15 protein-coding genes are annotated in these 15,209 nt (G+C 71.0%); 10 read left to right on the forward strand and 5 right to left on the reverse strand.

What is annotated here, in order from left to right; translation table 11 throughout:
• Window positions 1-82: 82 nt before the first annotated feature.
• The 3 genes from F4561_RS29840 to F4561_RS29850 form a co-directional block, all read right to left on the reverse strand.
• The gene (locus tag F4561_RS29840) at window positions 83-1,999 is read right to left on the reverse strand and encodes a hypothetical protein (RefSeq protein ID WP_184585037.1); all 1,917 of its coding nucleotides are present in this window, start codon (window positions 1,997-1,999) and stop codon (window positions 83-85) included.
• Window positions 2,000-2,184: 185 nt separating this feature from the next.
• Window positions 2,185-3,258, reverse strand: a complete 1,074-nt coding sequence (locus F4561_RS29845) for a hypothetical protein (RefSeq protein WP_184585038.1) — start codon at window positions 3,256-3,258, stop codon at window positions 2,185-2,187.
• 345 nt (window positions 3,259-3,603) lie between these two features.
• A complete protein-coding gene (locus F4561_RS29850; RefSeq protein WP_184585039.1) occupies window positions 3,604-3,861 on the reverse strand; it encodes a GntR family transcriptional regulator in 258 nt (85 codons plus the stop codon).
• Window positions 3,862-4,022: 161 nt separating this feature from the next.
• On the opposite strand from F4561_RS29850, the gene F4561_RS29855 reads away from it, so the two are divergent.
• Both F4561_RS29855 and F4561_RS29860 read left to right on the forward strand, forming a co-directional pair.
• Window positions 4,023-4,163 carry a hypothetical protein gene (locus F4561_RS29855; RefSeq protein ID WP_184585040.1) on the forward strand — a complete coding sequence of 47 codons (141 nt, stop codon included), beginning with the start codon at window positions 4,023-4,025 and terminating at the stop codon, window positions 4,161-4,163.
• The gene (locus F4561_RS29860; RefSeq protein WP_184585041.1) at window positions 4,160-4,417 is read left to right on the forward strand and encodes a hypothetical protein; all 258 of its coding nucleotides are present in this window, start codon (window positions 4,160-4,162) and stop codon (window positions 4,415-4,417) included. The genes F4561_RS29855 and F4561_RS29860 overlap by 4 nt, the downstream gene beginning before the upstream one ends.
• A 123-nt stretch (window positions 4,418-4,540) precedes the next feature.
• On the opposite strand, the gene F4561_RS29865 is transcribed toward F4561_RS29860, so the two are convergent.
• A complete protein-coding gene (locus F4561_RS29865; protein WP_184585042.1) occupies window positions 4,541-5,485 on the reverse strand; it encodes an LLM class F420-dependent oxidoreductase in 945 nt (314 codons plus the stop codon).
• 98 nt (window positions 5,486-5,583) lie between these two features.
• Window positions 5,584-6,915 carry an MFS transporter gene (locus tag F4561_RS29870; protein ID WP_184585043.1) on the reverse strand — a complete coding sequence of 444 codons (1,332 nt, stop codon included), beginning with the start codon at window positions 6,913-6,915 and terminating at the stop codon, window positions 5,584-5,586.
• Between the two features lie 358 nt (window positions 6,916-7,273).
• Between F4561_RS29870 and F4561_RS29875 the strand changes: the two genes are divergently transcribed.
• The 8 genes from F4561_RS29875 to F4561_RS29910 are packed head-to-tail and all read left to right on the forward strand — an operon-like array spanning window position 7,274 to window position 15,013.
• Window positions 7,274-8,521, forward strand: a complete 1,248-nt coding sequence (locus tag F4561_RS29875; RefSeq protein ID WP_221446385.1) for a CaiB/BaiF CoA transferase family protein — start codon at window positions 7,274-7,276, stop codon at window positions 8,519-8,521.
• On the forward strand, window positions 8,521-9,327 hold the full coding sequence (locus F4561_RS29880; RefSeq protein WP_184585045.1) for an enoyl-CoA hydratase/isomerase family protein: 807 nt from the start codon (window positions 8,521-8,523) through the stop codon (window positions 9,325-9,327). Before F4561_RS29875 ends, F4561_RS29880 begins: the two co-directional genes overlap by 1 nt.
• The gene (locus tag F4561_RS29885) at window positions 9,324-10,571 is read left to right on the forward strand and encodes an acyl-CoA dehydrogenase family protein (RefSeq protein WP_221446386.1); all 1,248 of its coding nucleotides are present in this window, start codon (window positions 9,324-9,326) and stop codon (window positions 10,569-10,571) included. The genes F4561_RS29880 and F4561_RS29885 overlap by 4 nt, the downstream gene beginning before the upstream one ends.
• On the forward strand, window positions 10,568-11,329 hold the full coding sequence (locus F4561_RS29890; protein WP_184585046.1) for an SDR family NAD(P)-dependent oxidoreductase: 762 nt from the start codon (window positions 10,568-10,570) through the stop codon (window positions 11,327-11,329). Before F4561_RS29885 ends, F4561_RS29890 begins: the two co-directional genes overlap by 4 nt.
• A 30-nt stretch (window positions 11,330-11,359) precedes the next feature.
• Window positions 11,360-12,244 (forward strand): 3-hydroxyacyl-CoA dehydrogenase family protein, encoded by an 885-nt coding sequence (locus F4561_RS29895; protein ID WP_221446387.1) that lies wholly within the window; start codon window positions 11,360-11,362, stop codon window positions 12,242-12,244.
• A 38-nt stretch (window positions 12,245-12,282) separates the two neighbouring features.
• Window positions 12,283-13,161: a 3-hydroxyacyl-CoA dehydrogenase family protein gene (locus tag F4561_RS29900; RefSeq protein ID WP_184585047.1), complete on the forward strand. Its 879-nt coding sequence runs from the start codon at window positions 12,283-12,285 to the stop codon at window positions 13,159-13,161.
• Window positions 13,162-13,172: 11 nt separating this feature from the next.
• The gene (locus F4561_RS29905) at window positions 13,173-13,952 is read left to right on the forward strand and encodes an enoyl-CoA hydratase-related protein (protein ID WP_184585048.1); all 780 of its coding nucleotides are present in this window, start codon (window positions 13,173-13,175) and stop codon (window positions 13,950-13,952) included.
• Window positions 13,949-15,013, forward strand: a complete 1,065-nt coding sequence (locus F4561_RS29910) for an acyl-CoA dehydrogenase family protein (protein WP_184585049.1) — start codon at window positions 13,949-13,951, stop codon at window positions 15,011-15,013. Before F4561_RS29905 ends, F4561_RS29910 begins: the two co-directional genes overlap by 4 nt.
• The last annotated feature ends 196 nt before the right edge of the window (window positions 15,014-15,209 follow it).

Below are 15,209 nucleotides of genomic sequence, written 5' to 3' on the forward strand. Positions count from 1 at the left end.
CACTTCCGGCCTCGCGCGTTCGTCCACCGGCTGTGGACGCGCAACGCGCGTTCGCCCGGAACCTGACTACCGCAACGCCCGGTCACGCGCCCGGGAAGAAGTCCGGGCGGACGGCGCGCAGCGCGCCGACAATCCGGGCATGCCGGCGGTTGCCCGGCTTGATCGTGATACGCGTCAGCGGCTCCGTCGGGGACGCCGGGGGCGTCTGGAGCTCGCGCGGTGCGACCGATGCCCAGGTCGGGGCGCTGGTGACCCGGTCCGGGTAGTGCAGCATCAGGTGAACGAGGGCGCTGCTCCTGCGGTCCTTTCCCGTTCCGGTGACGAGCACGTCCTGGCTGATCGTGCGGACGTCCGGCCACGGGATGTGCGCGGTCCGACCGGCGAACCACAGCGCCGGCTCCTGCACCAGCGTGATGCCGGACACGTCAGCCGAGACCCCCTGATGGGTGAACATCCGCGGGGCGACATGGACCACCCACCCGGTCACGCCCAGGAACACGACCGCGCCGACCGCGCCACCCACCGCGTCGACCCAGTCGCCCTCCGCGAAGGCCACAACGCTCATGGCGGTGAGCGCGACGTCGGTGTAGCAGACGAACACCGCGCCGAGGATCCAGACCGCGAGCCGGGGACCCCGCATGCTCACCCACTGGGGTTCCGCGGTGCCGCGAAGGTGCGGCGCTCCGGGCTCAACGGCCGGCACCTCGAACAGGTCGGGGCGCGCGCTCCGCAGCATCCGCTCCAGGCGCCCGATCACATGGTGGCCGTACGTGAAGAGCACGCGCGGCCGGGACGACGTCCGGTCCCACTTGGTCTCGCCCGCCAGCACTAGCTTGGCCCAGCCGGGCATCGCCAGATCGTGGTCGACGCGGTAGAGCAGCACCTCCAGTACGAGCTTGTTACCGGGACCCGCACTCCGCGCGATGTAGTCGATGTCCTGCCACGGGATGGCGGCGGTGCGGCCGCGGAACCACCACATCGGGCGCTGCACCACGGCGATCCCGTGTTCGTCCACCTCGATCCCCTGCGTGGTCCAGTACCGCGGCAGTGCGACCAGCAGCGCCACAAGCACGCTCAACACCAGCGCGGAAGCCGAGACAACGACGACGGTGGAACCGTAGGTGTCGAGGAACGTGTCGGCCAACGAGACCGCCGGGACCAGCACCATCGACGCGAGCAACACCGAGAAGAAGCCGCCGGCGAGCCACTCGACGACGCGTGTTCCGCGCACGCTGATCCAGCCGGGCGCGGGTGCCGGCGTGTGCTGTGCGGGCGTTCCCGTACCGGAGGGCTGAGGCGGAGTGCCGGGCGCTGCCGCGGGGGTGTCCGGCGCGGACGCGCCGGCGGGCTCGGCCAGCAGGTCGGGGCGGATGGCCGCGATGGGCTCCAGCACCTGGTTGAGGCTCCCGACCTCACCGGGGACGAACACCCGCGGGAACTCCACCGGTGGCGTGTTGTACGGGCCCTGCTCATCGGCTGGTACGAGCTTGGCCCAGGTGGGCGGGTTCGCCGCGGACGGCTCCCGGTACAGGGTGATGACGAACTGCCGGAGATTCGGCATCGCCTGCGCGGAGTCCTCGCCGACGGGGAGGGTGCCGGTGGATCGCACCTCCCCCCACGAAACGTGCAGCGTGCGGCCGCGGAACCACCACTTGGGCCGCTGCACCAGGCTGATACCCGAGCCGTCGACGGCGATCCCCTGTTGGGACAGCGCCCGCGGCAACCGCGTGACCAGGACGATCGTGCCCACCACCGCCGCGACCACCAGGAGACCCGCGAAGACCATTCCCTCGATGGCGTCCTCGCTGCCCACGCTGGCGACCGCGGTCAGCAGCGCCATGAGGAGGCCGCCGACGATGGCGAGGACACCGCATCCCCATATCCCCCGGCGGGCCGTGCCCACGTCCAGCCACCCCTGCGGGGTGTCCTGTGTCGGCGGAGGGTGCGGGGACGGCTGCCCAGGGGTGTGATCAGGTTCGGAGTGGTGGGGGATAGACATGGCGGAAGTCAAGCACGGCTCCGGGGCGCCAGCATCTCCCCTGGTGCGGCCGATTCTGGTCGCACAGACGCCGGAGCACAGGGAACGCGGGCGAACCGCCAGACGTCGGCGGCGCCCGCTTGCTGGGACGGGGACGTACGCTTCTTGTGCCGGATGCTCACCCAATGGACGCGGCCGCGCAACGGTCAGTGCTCCGGGAGCAGATCCGGACGGACCGCGCGCAGCGCCTCGACAACCCGAGGCTGCCGGCGTTTGCCGGGTTTGATCGTGATGCGGGTCAACGGCTCCGCGGGAGACGCCGGCGATCGTTGGGTCTCCCGGGGCACGACCGACATCCCGTTTTTCGGCACCCGGGACACCCAGTCCGGGGACCGCAGCATCAGCTCGACGGTGGGCGTGGCACGCTCGTGCCCATTCTCGGTTCTTTTGATCGCCACGCCCTCGCTGATCGTGCGCACCTCCGGCCACGGCACATACGCGGTCGCGCCGGCGAACCACAGTGCCGGAGCATGCACCAGCGTGATCCCGGACGAGTCGACCGCGACCCCTTGACGGGTAAGCATCCGCGGCGCGAACCAGGCCAGCACCCCCGCCATGCCCAGGGAAATCACCAGGATCTGGCTAATCTCGCCCTGCAGCGCCGCCCTGATACCCGCGGCATTGGCCGCGCCGACAAAGCCAAACAGGTAGGTGAAGAGCAGAATCATCCTCCCGCGCAGGCTCACCCACTGGGGTTCGGCGCTGCCCCGCTCAGAACGCGGGCCGGCCCCGGCCGGGGCGGGTGCCTCGAACAGGTCGGGACGCACACCCCGCAGCATCCGCTCAAGCTCTCCCACCTTGGCGTGCCCAGGGCTGAGGAGCACACGCGAGGATGGCGAGGCACTGCCCGACGAAGTCTCGTCCGCCGGCACGAGCTTGGCCCAGGTGGGCATCCGCACCCCGTGGTCGACGTGGTACAGCAGCACCTCTAGCGCCATCTTGCTTCCGGAGCCCACCGCCGTCCTGATGTGGCGCACGTCCCGCCACGGGATCGAGACCTTGCATTCGCGGAACCACAACATCGGACGCCGGACCAGGGTGATGCCGTACTCGTCCACATCGGCCCACTGCTGCGCCCAGCGCGGCAGCAGCACAACCAGCATCGCCACCAGCACGCACAGGGGGAGCAGCAACACTGCGATGGCGCCGAGGTCGTAGGACTGGCCACCGACGTCGACGACGTAAGAGAGGAGGGAGTTCTGCCAGACTGACAAGGCCATCAGGGAACCTCCCCCCAGGATGACCCACGGCACGAAACCGCGCCTGCGCGTATTCACCCGACCGCGCGGGTGCGCCGGCGGCTGCTCGACGCGCGGTTCCGGGGTGGAGGGCCCGGGTGGTGTTCCGGACTCGGGCGGGTGCTGCGGCATCGAGCCGCGCGGATCAGAAGGCATTGCGGGAGTCTACGGTTTCCCGAATCCGTTACCCAATTGTGCCAATGCCGAATGGCTGATTCCGGCCGACTTGCGGGCTCGTCGGGCTCGGAGTAACGCCGCTGGTCAGGGAGCCCGTAAGGGGGATCTCCGGCGCTGTCCGGTCACCCGCCAGTTGAGAGGGCCACGCCGCTACTCCGAACCGTCCGGCTCGGCGACGAACGTGCCCTTGCCAGGAACGGTTACCACAAGGCCGCGATCTCGAAGCTCACGGACGGCCCTGCGTGCGGTAAGGCGAGCGATGCCGTATTCCTCAGCGAGCCGCGTCTCAGCAGGAATCGGCCGGTCCGGCTGCAGCTCTCCGGACTTGATCTTGGCCGCGACGATGTCCGCCAACTGCACGTACAGCGGTGTGGCGCTCTCGTGTTTCAACTCGTCTGCATCGCTCACACCCCCAACATAGACAGGCGTTGACCTGCATATTCAGTTAGATCCCTCTGTACTCCTATGCAGAGGGGTATATACTGGATAAGCTCTGAGGATCACAAAGACCCCGGCGGCCGCTGGCACGGCCCCGGGGCGTGGCCACCAACTACACAGGAGTTGATGACGTGTCCATCCTGCCACCGCGCCAGAGCGCGCGTGTTCGCCCCTACCTTCGCGTCCTGGAACGCGCGCGGACGGTCGAGAATGACGTGTTCGACCAGTTCATCGACCTGCTTTCCCTGCTCTCCGCGGGGGTGGCCCGATGACCGCCACCCTTACCCGCTGGGGGCGCTCGCCCCGGCACGCCGACGCCCATTCCGCCGCCGCTCGGCTGCAGGCCCGCAACCCGGGCCTGATCGTCTGGTTCGGCGAGACCAGCGGCACCTACCACGTGCTGGACGACGATGGGCTGCACGAACACGCGAGCCTGGACGCGGCCACGATGTTCGCCTGGTGGCGCACCAACCGTCCCCAGCCCCGGACATACGCGCCGCGCGGTTCCCGAGGGGCGCAGCGGTGAGCCCGGAGGCGCCCATGGTGGGCGAACTGGTGCGGCGTCGTTGACGCGTCGAGGACGAGCGTGCGGACACTTTCGCCACCGATCATGACCACACGGTCGTCCTCGATCCCGGCGAGGCTCGGTTCAGGAGGCGTCCGGCGCGAGCTCGGCCAGCACGTCGAGGGCGTAGTCAGTGGTGGCCTCGGGGTCGGCGTCGGGGCCGCCGATCGCGGGGTCGAAGTTCAGTTCCAGGAACAGCTCGTCGATGCCCGCATCGCGGTAGCGGGCGATGTCGTCCCGGATCTCGCCGAGCGTTCCGAACAGCGGGCGCCGGTCGGCCCCCTGCGGCTCCGAGAACACCTGGACCGCCCCGCGGCTGGCCACCCGGGCCTGCGAAACGTCCCGGCCCGCGTCCCGGTAGGCCGATTCCAGGCCGTCGAGAACCCTGCGCACCGCGGGCAGTGGGAGGTTGCCGCCGACGAACCCGTCGCCGAGTGCGGCGGCGCGCCGCATCGCCTTCTTCCCGTAGCCGCCGATCAGCAGCGGGGGTGACGGCCGCTGGAGCGGCTTGGGCTCGACACGCGACGCCGGTATGTCGTAGAACTCGCCGTGGAACTCGACCACATCGTCGCTCAACACGCGCCGCAGGCACCGCACGAACTCGTCCATGCGCGCGCCGCGCCGGGCGAACGGCACGCCCACCGCCTCGTACTCGTCCTTGGACCAGCCCAGCCCCAGGCCGACAGCGAGGCGGCCCCCGGCGACCTGGTCCAGGGTGGCGAGCTGCTTGCCCAGGAGCAACGGCGGATAGTAGGGCGCCACGAGCACCGCGGTCCCGAGCCCGATGGTGGACGTGGACGCCGCCACGTGCGCGAGCGTGACGATCGGATCCTGGGTGATCTCGAAGGTCGCCGGCCACGGCTGCCCGGCCAGCGGCGGGTAGTCGTTCTGCGGTTCGACCGGACGCATTAGACGCTGCAGCGTCCACAGCCGGTGGTAGCCGAGCCGCTCGGCGGCCTGCGCGATCCGCACCTGGTTGTGCGGGGTAGCCCAGGAGCCGGAGCACGGTAGTGAGAACCCGAGTTCCATGGTCGGCCTTCCTCGTTGTCGGTGGCTCGCGGGGACCGTCGCGCGGCCGGCCCGCTATGCGGGCCGGCCGCGCGATCCGGGGGACGTACCAGTGTTTCCTAGGACTGCTTGTCGACGTTGAACTCGACGTCGCGCGTCTCCGGGCCGATCGCCGCACCAATGACGACCAGGATCCCGCCGACCACCAGCAGCGGCAGCACGGTCAGGTCGAAGGGCATGAACCGGTCAAGCTGGGACTGGTAGAAGGCGTAGAACGAGGGCGGGATGACCGCCAGGCTGTATCCGAGGCCGAACCCGGAGGCCCGGACACCGGTCTGGAACCGCTCGTTGATGTAGGTCGTCGCCAGGCCCCAGAACCAGACGATGACCAGCACTATCGCGGTCACCAGCGCGATGAGCAGCACCGTGCTGTCCGGCGGCGAGGTGAGCAGCACGTAGTACAACGGGGTCCCGATGATGGCCGCCGCGGCTCCGCTGACCATCAGGAACGGCCTGCGCCCGGTCTTCTGGCTGACGACCCCGGCCGCGACGTACCCGCCGGCGAGCACCAGATAGGCGACCCCCAGCAGCGCGTTGGACTCGGTGCCGGACAGGCCGACCGGGTCGGCGAGCAGCCCGGGCATGATCGCGGAGACCGTGTTGAGGCTCAGCCAGAAGCCGCTCATGAGGACGAAGACCTGCAGGAAGCTCTTCAGGCTGTCGCCGGAGAAAAGGGTCTTCAGCGGGGACTTGGTACCGCCACTGGCGCGGAACAGCTCGGACTCGTCGACGTTCTTGGCGTACCAGACGACGTAGATGAGGGAGATGAGGCCGCCGATGACGAACGGGATGCGCCAACCCCACTGCACGTACGCCGAGTCGATACCGCCCACGGGCGCGATCTGCTGCGTCAGCAACGTGATAACCGAGATCGCGACGAACGCGAGCGGGAACCCGACCATGATGTAGGCGCCCCAGTAGCCGCGCTTCTGGCGCGGCAGGTACTCCATGGCCAGCGGGCTCGACGCGGAGTAGGAACCGCCGACGAAGACGCCGTCGATGAAGCGCAGGACGATGAACAGGATGACGGCGGAAATGCCCCACTCGTAGTAACCGGGCAGCGCGGCCATCAGGAAGCTCATCGTGCCGAACCCGCTGACGGCGATCAGGTTGGTGCGCTTGCGGCCGACACGGTCGGCGTACCGCCCGAAGAGGAGCGCGCCCACCGGGCGGCCGAGCAGCGTCGCCACGAAGATCAGCGACCCGACGATCGCCGCGGTCGGCTTGGGCATGGTCGGCGCCACGAAGTAGGCCATTGCCGCGCTGAGGGCGACCACGGGCAGGTAGATGTCGTACATGTCGAGGAAGAACCCGACGAACGCCCCGCGGACAGCTCTCTTGGCTCGGGGGTCGAGAGGTTGCGCGTGGTCAACCTGGTCTGCGGTTGCCATGGTGGCCTCCGGAAGATCGTTGAGGGCCCGGAAGGGCCGGATGCGGCTGAGGGTCTCGCGTTGGCGCAGCGTTGCGGAGTGGCTGTTGGTTGCTCCGGTGCGCCCGGGTGCCGATCAACGCTCGGCTCACTGCTGACGGAGGTGGTGTGCGGGGTGTTCCGCCGCCGGCGGTGGCGGCGCTGGGCCGCGCTGCCGCCGTTCGCTGAACACACGTGAGACACGTCCGGGTTCACGTCTCGTGCGTCGCGGTGTTTCGTCCACCGCGAGATGAGCAGTCTAGTGGATACAGCCTTGTATTGACAGTGTTGATTAATGTCCACTATTTTCCATCATGTATTCACGAGGGAGAGGGGACCAGGTGACCGCCGCTGTGTCCGACGAAACGGGACGAGGACCGCTCACCGGCGTCCGGGTCGTTGACCTGACCACCTCGTACGCCGGCCCCACCGCGGCGATGTACCTCGCCGACCTGGGAGCCGACGTCGTCAAGGTGGAACGTCCCGGTCGAGGCGACGACACCCGGGAGTGGGCACCGCCCGACGTCAACGGGACGGCGGCGTGGTTCGCCTCGGCCAACCGCAATAAGCGCAGCATCGTCATCGACCTGCGATCCGAGGGCGGCAAAACGGCACTGCTGTCCCTCCTCGACCGGGCGGACGTCTTCCTGGTGAACCTGAACCCGGGCAAGCTCGCGTCCCTCGGTCTGGAACCGGAGACGCTGCACGAGCGCAACCCCGCGCTCGTCTACTGCGCGATGTCGGGGTTCGGGCTCACCGGCCCGGACTGGGACCTGCCCGGCTACGACCTCGTCGCGCAGGCGCGCTCGGGCCTGATGAGCGTCACGGGCGAGCCGGGTGGAACACCGCAGCGGGTGTCGACCGCGCTCTCCGACGTGGTCAGCGGGATGGCGGCCGCGCTGGCCGTCTCCGCGGCGACGGTGCGCCAGCGGCAGTCGGGCGAGGGCGACGTCGTGGACGTCTCGCTGCTCGACACCGACCTCGCGCTGATGGCCCCGCGGATCTCCGCCTACCTCGCGGGCGATCCGGAGCCCCGACCGAGCGGCGGGACCGACTCCGTCCTCGCGATCTACCAGTCGTTCGCCACCGCCAACGAGAACATCGTGATCGCCGTGGGCAACGACGCGATCTGGCAGCGCATGTGCACCGCCCTCGACCTGGGCGACCTGGCCACGGCCCCGGAGCTCGCGGACAACGCGGGCCGCCGGGCGCACCGGGAGCGGATAGTGGCCGCCATGACACAACGCCTCCGCTGCCACCCCGCCGAGGTGTGGTTACGCGTGCTGCGAGAAGCGCGGGTGCCCTGCGCCCCGGTACAGTCACTTTCCCAGGTCATCGCGGACCCGCAGGTCAACGCCCGCGACGGGCTGCTGCCGCTGAAGGGCAAGGGAGAGGGGTTGGTCGGCGTGCACAGCCCGTTCCGCCTCGGCTCGCTTCCCCAGCCACCCAATGGGCCGGTGCCCGATCTCGGCGGTGACACGGTCGAGATCCTGCGCGAGGCCGGCTACCCCGATGGCGAGATCGAAGCGCTTCTCGCGCGGGGCGCGGTCGAGGCCGCCGACCACACGGACGTCACTGGAGCGGCATGATGAGCGCGAACCCATCCCTGACCGTCGAGGACGGCCCGGTCACGCTGCTGCGGCTGGAGCGCCCCGACGTGCACAACGCCCTGAACTCCGACCTGCTGGGCGAGCTGGACACCGCTGTCGCCCGCACCGCGGCGTCCGGCACCGCCCGCGCCATCGTCATCACCGGTTCCGGCGACCGCGCGTTCAGCGCCGGCGCCGACCTCGGCGAACTCACCGGCCTGGACGCCTCCGAGGCCCACGCGCGGCTCACGCGCGGCCAGCAGGTACTGAACCGGATCGCCACCTGCCCCCTCCCCGTCATCGCCGCGGTCAACGGGACCGCCCTCGGCGGCGGCTTCGAGCTGGTGCTGGCGGCGACCTTCCCGGTCCTGGCGCAGAACGCCAAACTGGGCCTGCCGGAGGCCGGGCTCGGACTCATCCCCGGCTACGGCGGCACGCAGCGGCTCGTCCGCTCGGTCGGTCCGCAGGTCGCCACGCACGCGATGCTCACCGGGACCCGGTTGACCGCCGACCGGGCCTACGAACTCGGGCTCACGCCGGTCCCGCCCGTAGCCGCGGACGAGGTCGTCACCACGGCGCTGGAGACCGCCCGCGACCTCACCACCCGCGGACCCGCCGCCATCCAGTCCATCCTCAGCGCCGTACGCTCCAGCGCCGACGCCCCGACCGAGACCGGACTCCGGCTGGAGAGCGCGCTCGCCGCGCTGGCAACCGGCAGCCCCGAGGCCGCCGAAGGGATCGCCGCCTTCCGGGAGAAGCGCACTCCCGTGTTCGGCGACGCCGCACAACCGCGGGAGGAGACGTGACCGGCACCCTGCCGCAGGCACGGACGGCGATCGGCGATTCCGACCGCTACCTCGCACTGCACGAAGCGGTCGACGAGCCCGCCTCGGACGCGCTCCTCGACGACCGCGAGCGGCATGTCCGCTCCGAGGTCCGCGACGTCGTGGCCACCGAGGTCGCGCCCCGCGCCGCGGAGGTCGACCGCAGCGAGACGTTCGCCGGCGAGAGCTTCCAGGCACTGGCCCGCGCGGGCTGGGTCGGCCTGCTGTTCTCCGCGGAGTACGGAGGCACCGGCGACAGCACGGTGGCCTACGCCGCCGCGATGGAGGAGATCACCGCCGGCTGCGCCGCCACGAGCATGATCTTCATGACCCAGACGCACGCGGGGTACCCGATCGTGCTGGGCGGCGACCGCGCGCTTGTCCACACCCACGTGCCACCGCTGCTGACCGGCGCCGCCTACGGGTCGCTGGCCATCACCGAACCGAACGCCGGAAGCGACGTCTCCAGCCTGCGCACCACCGCCCGAGCGGAGGCGGGCGGCGACTACCGGATCAGCGGCTCCAAGACGTTCATCACCACCGGCGACCGCTCCAACGTGATCGTCTGCTTCGCCACCACCGACCGAACCGCCCAGCGCGGCGGGGTGACCGCGTTCGTGCTCGACGGCGCCTCCCCCGGGGTCGGCCGCGGCGCGCCACTGGCCAAGATGGGGCTGCACGGGTCGACCACCGCCGAGCTGTTCCTGGACGACGTTCCGGTTCCCGCCTCGAACCGCCTCGGCGAGCCGGGCAGCGGGTGGGACATCATGCTCCGGGCGGTCGCCAAGTCGCGCATCAGCGCCGCCGCCCAGGGGGTCGGTTTCGCGCGCGGCGCCTACGCGCACGCGCTCGCCCACCTGCGCGAACGGCACGGGAAACGCCTGCCCCAGGCGGCCGCGTTCGAGCTGGCCGACCTGCGCGGGCGGATCCTGCAGGCCCGGTTGCTGCTGCTGGCCACGGCGCGCGAGGTCGACCGGGCCGACGCCCCGCCAACGGCACAGGTCGCCGTGGCCAAGCAGCGGTGCACCGACCTGGGATTCTCCGTCGCGCGGGCGGCCACCCGCCTGCTGGGCGGCGCCGGGGACCTGCGCGACCTCGGCGTGGAACGCTACGTCCGCGACGCGAAGGCCGCGCAGATCTACGACGGCACGAACGAGATCCAGCGGCTGCTGATCGCGCGCGACACCGACCGACGACTCGACTCCCTCGAAGGACGGACCCCGTGAGTACCGAGCAGCCACTGGCGGACCAGGTAGCCGTCGTCACCGGGGCGGGGCGCGGGATCGGCCGCGCCGCCGCGCTGGCCCTCGCGGAGGCTGGCGCCCACGTCGTCCTGGCCGCGCGCAGCGCGGACCAGCTCGAAGCGGTCGCCAGCGAGGTACGTGAACGGGGCCGGCGCGCGCTGGCCGTGCCCACCGACGTGACGGACGAGGCCGCTGTCGAGGAGCTCACCGCCCGGACACTGCGCGAGTTCTCCCGGGTGGACGTGCTGGTGAACAACTCCGGCATCCTGGCCAGCACTCCCCTGCTGGAGCAGAGCCCCGAAGAGTGGGACGCCGTGCACGCCACCAACGTGCGCGGGACGTTCCTGGTAACCCGCTCCATCGGCCGGCACCTCGTCGACCAGGGCCGCGGGAAGGTCATCAACATCGCGTCCAACTTCGCGTTCACCGGTGTCCCCATGCACGCGGCCTACTGCTCGTCCAAGGCCGCGGTCGTCGCGCTCACCCGCTCGCTGGCGGTGGAGTGGGCCCGGAAGGGAGTGCAGGTCAACGCGATCGCGCCGGGGTACTTCGCCACCGACCTGAACGCCGACGCCCGGGCCGACCAGGACACCTACGAACGGATCCTGCGGGGCGTACCGGCGCGCCGCATGGGCGACGTCGACGAGCTCAGCCCGTGGCTGGTGCTGCTGGCCGGCCCGTCCTCCGATTTCATGACGGGCGAAACCATCGTGATCGACGGCGGCCAGACCGCTCGATGAGACGTGCAGGACACACGAGAGGAGGGGCTGGTGGCTGACACCGACACACCCCGGACCGTGGCGGTCGTGGGAGCCGGCACGATGGGGACGGGTATCGCCGTCGTGAGCGCCCGCGCCGGGTTCCGCACCCTCATCCACGACGTGGATGAGACGGGGCTCGCCCGGGGGATCGACAGCGTCCGCGGGTTCCTACGCAAGAGCGCCAAGAAGGGCAAACTCACCGAGGAGCAGGCCGAGGCCGCCAGCGAGGCGGTGTCGGGAACAACGCGGCTCGACGATCTCGCCCCGGCCGACATCGTCGTGGAAGCGGTCCACGAGGACCTCGCCACCAAGCAGCAGTTGTTCGGCACGCTCGACGACATCGTGGCGCCCGAGACCCTGCTGCACACGAACACCTCGACGCTGCCCGTCACCGGGATCGCCGCCGGCTCGAAGCTGCCGGAACGGGTGGTGGGAACGCACTACTGCAATCCCGCACCCCTGATGAAGCTGGTCGAGGTCGCGCGCGGGCGGCGCACCGACGACTCTGCCTACGAGCGGACCGTGGAGTTCCTCGGCCAGGTGGGCAAGACGACGGTGCACACCGCGGACCGCCCCGGGTTCATCGTCAACCGGTTCCTCATCCCCTGGGAGAACGACGTCATCCGCGCGCTGGAATCCGGCCTGGGAACGATCGAGTCCATCGACCGGGCGGTCAGGGGGGCGCTGGGCCACCCCATGGGCCCGTTCGAACTGCTCGACATCGTCGGCCTGGACGTGCACCGCGAGGTCGCCATGCGGTTGTACGAGCAGTTCCGCGAGCAGCGGTTCGCGCCGCCCCCGCTGGTGGACCAGATGATCGCCGCCGGCGACCTCGGCCGCAAGACCGGGCGCGGGTTCTACACCTACGACGACAACCGGCTGTTCGGCACGTGAGCGAGACCGCGGGCGCGGAACACGAGTCAGGAGGTAGCATGCGCCGCTTCGAACGGGCCGCGGTCCTCGGGTACGGCACCATGGGCCGCGGGATCGCCCAGGTGCTGGCGTCCTCGGGACGCGCGGTCACCGTCTACGAGACGGACCAGGAACGCGTCGACGCGGGCCACGCCGCGGTCGGCGACTTCCTGCAGGAGGGGGTCCGCCGCGGCAAGGTCTCCGAACAGGAGCGCGCGGACACGCTGAGCCGGATCCGGGGCACCACCGACCTCGCCGACCTGGCCGGAAGCGACCTGGTCATCGAGGCCGTGGTGGAACAGCACGATGTCAAGGCCGACGTGCTGCCGCGGGTCGCGGACGCCGTCGGCCCCAACACGGTCCTGGCCAGCAACACGTCGGCCCTCGCGGTGACCGACCTGGCGGCCACCGTGCCGCATCCCGAACGGTTCGCGGGGCTGCACTTCTTCAACCCCGCCCCACTGATGTCCATCGTCGAGGTGGTGCGGGCCCTGCAGTCGGCGCCGGACGTGCTCTCCGACCTGGAGAACCTCTGCCACGACCTGGGCAAGTCTCCGGCTGTCGTGCCCGACCGGCCGGGTTTCCTGGTGAACCGGCTGCTCATGCCGTACCTGAACGACGTGGTCCAGGCCTATGACGACGGGCTCGCCAGCGCTGAGGACCTCGACACCGCGCTGGAACTGGGCCTCGGCTACCGGGTCGGCCCAATGCGGCTGCTCGACATGATCGGACTCGACGTGCACGAGCACGCCACCGCCAGCGCGCACGCCCAACTGCACGACTCCCGCTTCGCGCCTCCGCCGCTGCTGTCGCGGATGGTCGCCGCGGGGTACCTGGGCGACAAGGCCGGGAAGGGTTTCCGGGCCGGCGGCGGCGCCGGCCCGGACGACGCGACGTAGGGAGAACTCCTGTGGGCAGCTACACCGACATCCTGACCGAGGTGGACGGTCCCGTCCTGACCGTGACCCTGAACCGCCCCGACGCGGGCAACCGCTTCCGGGAGACCACGTGCCTGGAGCTGGCCGACGTCTTCCGGTGGTTCCGCTCGCAACGGGCACTCAGGGTGGCGATCCTGACCGGCGCCGGGGGCCGGTTCTTCTGCATCGGCGGGGAGCACGAGGAGACCGAGGGCCTGGGCTACGACCAGGTGCTGCCGATCATCGACGTTTACCAGGCGATCGACACGGTGGCCAAGCCGGTCGTCGCGGCGGTCAACGGTTTCGCCGTCGGGGGCGGCAACGTGCTGCACAACGTCTGCGACCTCTCGGTGGCCGCGGACACCGCGGTGTTCCGGCAGGTGGGTCCGATGGTCGGGAGCTACGACGCCGGCTACGGCACCTGGTACCTGGAGGACACGATCGGGCGCAAGCGCGCCAAGGAGATGTGGTACCTGAACCGCAAGTACTCGGCGGAGCAGGCCCTGGCGATGGGGCTGGTCAACGAGGTTGTCCCGGCCGCCGAGCTCCCGGAGCGGGCGCGGTCGGTGGCGGACGAGCTGGCCGCCCGGAGCCCGCTCGCGATCGGCGCACTCAAGGGCGCCTTCTCCGCCCGGCACAACGGTGTCTCGGGGCAGGCCCGGATGGCGCACGACCAGCAGCTCACGATGTACCTCACCACGGACGAAGCACACGAGACGAACGCCGCCTTCCAGGAACGCCGCAGCCCGGACCCCGAACGGTTCTGGTCATGAGTGCCACGCGCCCCATCGAGCGGTTCGTCCACGACGACGAGCACCGCATGCTGCTCGACACCATCCACGGGCTCTCCCAGGAACGGCCCGTGCGCGCCGGAGACGCCGGCGGCGGTGCCGACGAGCGGATCGACGCGGCCCGCGCGGAGCTCGTGCGGCTCGGCCTGTGGTCGCTCAGCCTGGCCGAAGAGCAGGGAGGCGGCGGCGCGGACGCCGCGACCGTCGCCCTGGCCACCGCGGCGATCGGGGCGGCCTGGCCCGCCCTGGGAGTGGCCCTCGCCCACGCGCACGCGGCCGGCGCCGCGCTGGCCGGGGACTCCGCGGGCCGCTCGGTCCTGGCCGGGGTCGCCGCCCAGGGGCGGGGCATCGCCGTGGTCGACCTCGCCGGGGACTCCGCGACGTCCCACGACGACGGCACGATCGAGGTGATGCGGGTCGACGCCGCCGCACCAGCACCCGACCTGGTGGTCTTGGTGGACGACGGGACGGTCGCCCTGGTGCCCGCCGACCGTGTCGAGTTCGGCGCGCCGCTCGCGCGCACCGGGCTCGACGGCGCCGGGTCGGTGCCCGCGACCACGTCACTGGACCGGGCGGCGGCCCGGTTCGGTGCTGACGTCCGGCTGGTGCGCCGCACCTTGTACCAGGGGCTCACCGCTGTGGCGGCCGGCATCGCCGAGACCGCGGCGCACGACGCCATGGCCTACGCCGGCGAACGCGTCCAGTTCGGCGGCCCACTGACGGCCCTGCCCGCCGTGCGGGACAGCCTCCACACCCTGCTCGCGGGAGCTTCGGACGCGCTCACCGCCGCTTTCGCCCACCCGCGTGACACGACCGCGGCGGCCGCGTTGCTCGACCGCACCCTGGAGGCGGCCGTCGACGTGGCGTCCGGCGCGGTCCAGGCCCACGGCGGGTACGGCTTTCTGGCGGAGTACCCCGCCGAAGGGCGGCTGCGCGACGCGATCTCGCTGCGGGCGGTCGCCGACATCGGCGCCGTCCGAGAACGCGCCGCACAGGCGGCGGCTGGACCCGACGATCCAGGGGCGGTTTCCCGGAGTGCTTAGCCGTCGGGGATCGGTACGCGGCGATCTTGCGGATCGCGTTCCTTCCGCCGCGCGTGGAGTTTCGGTGGGGTAGGGGGTGAGAGGGCGCTCGGGTTGGAGCCCGTCGCTGCGGTGGGCGTGTGGTGGCGCGTCCACCGCAAGCAGCAGCGAAGGCAGCGGATGGGCCAGCCCCCGGGTGATCGGTACGGGTGCCCGG

Source organism: Lipingzhangella halophila, from assembly GCF_014203805.1.
Taxonomy (GTDB): domain Bacteria; phylum Actinomycetota; class Actinomycetes; order Streptosporangiales; family Streptosporangiaceae; genus Lipingzhangella; species Lipingzhangella halophila.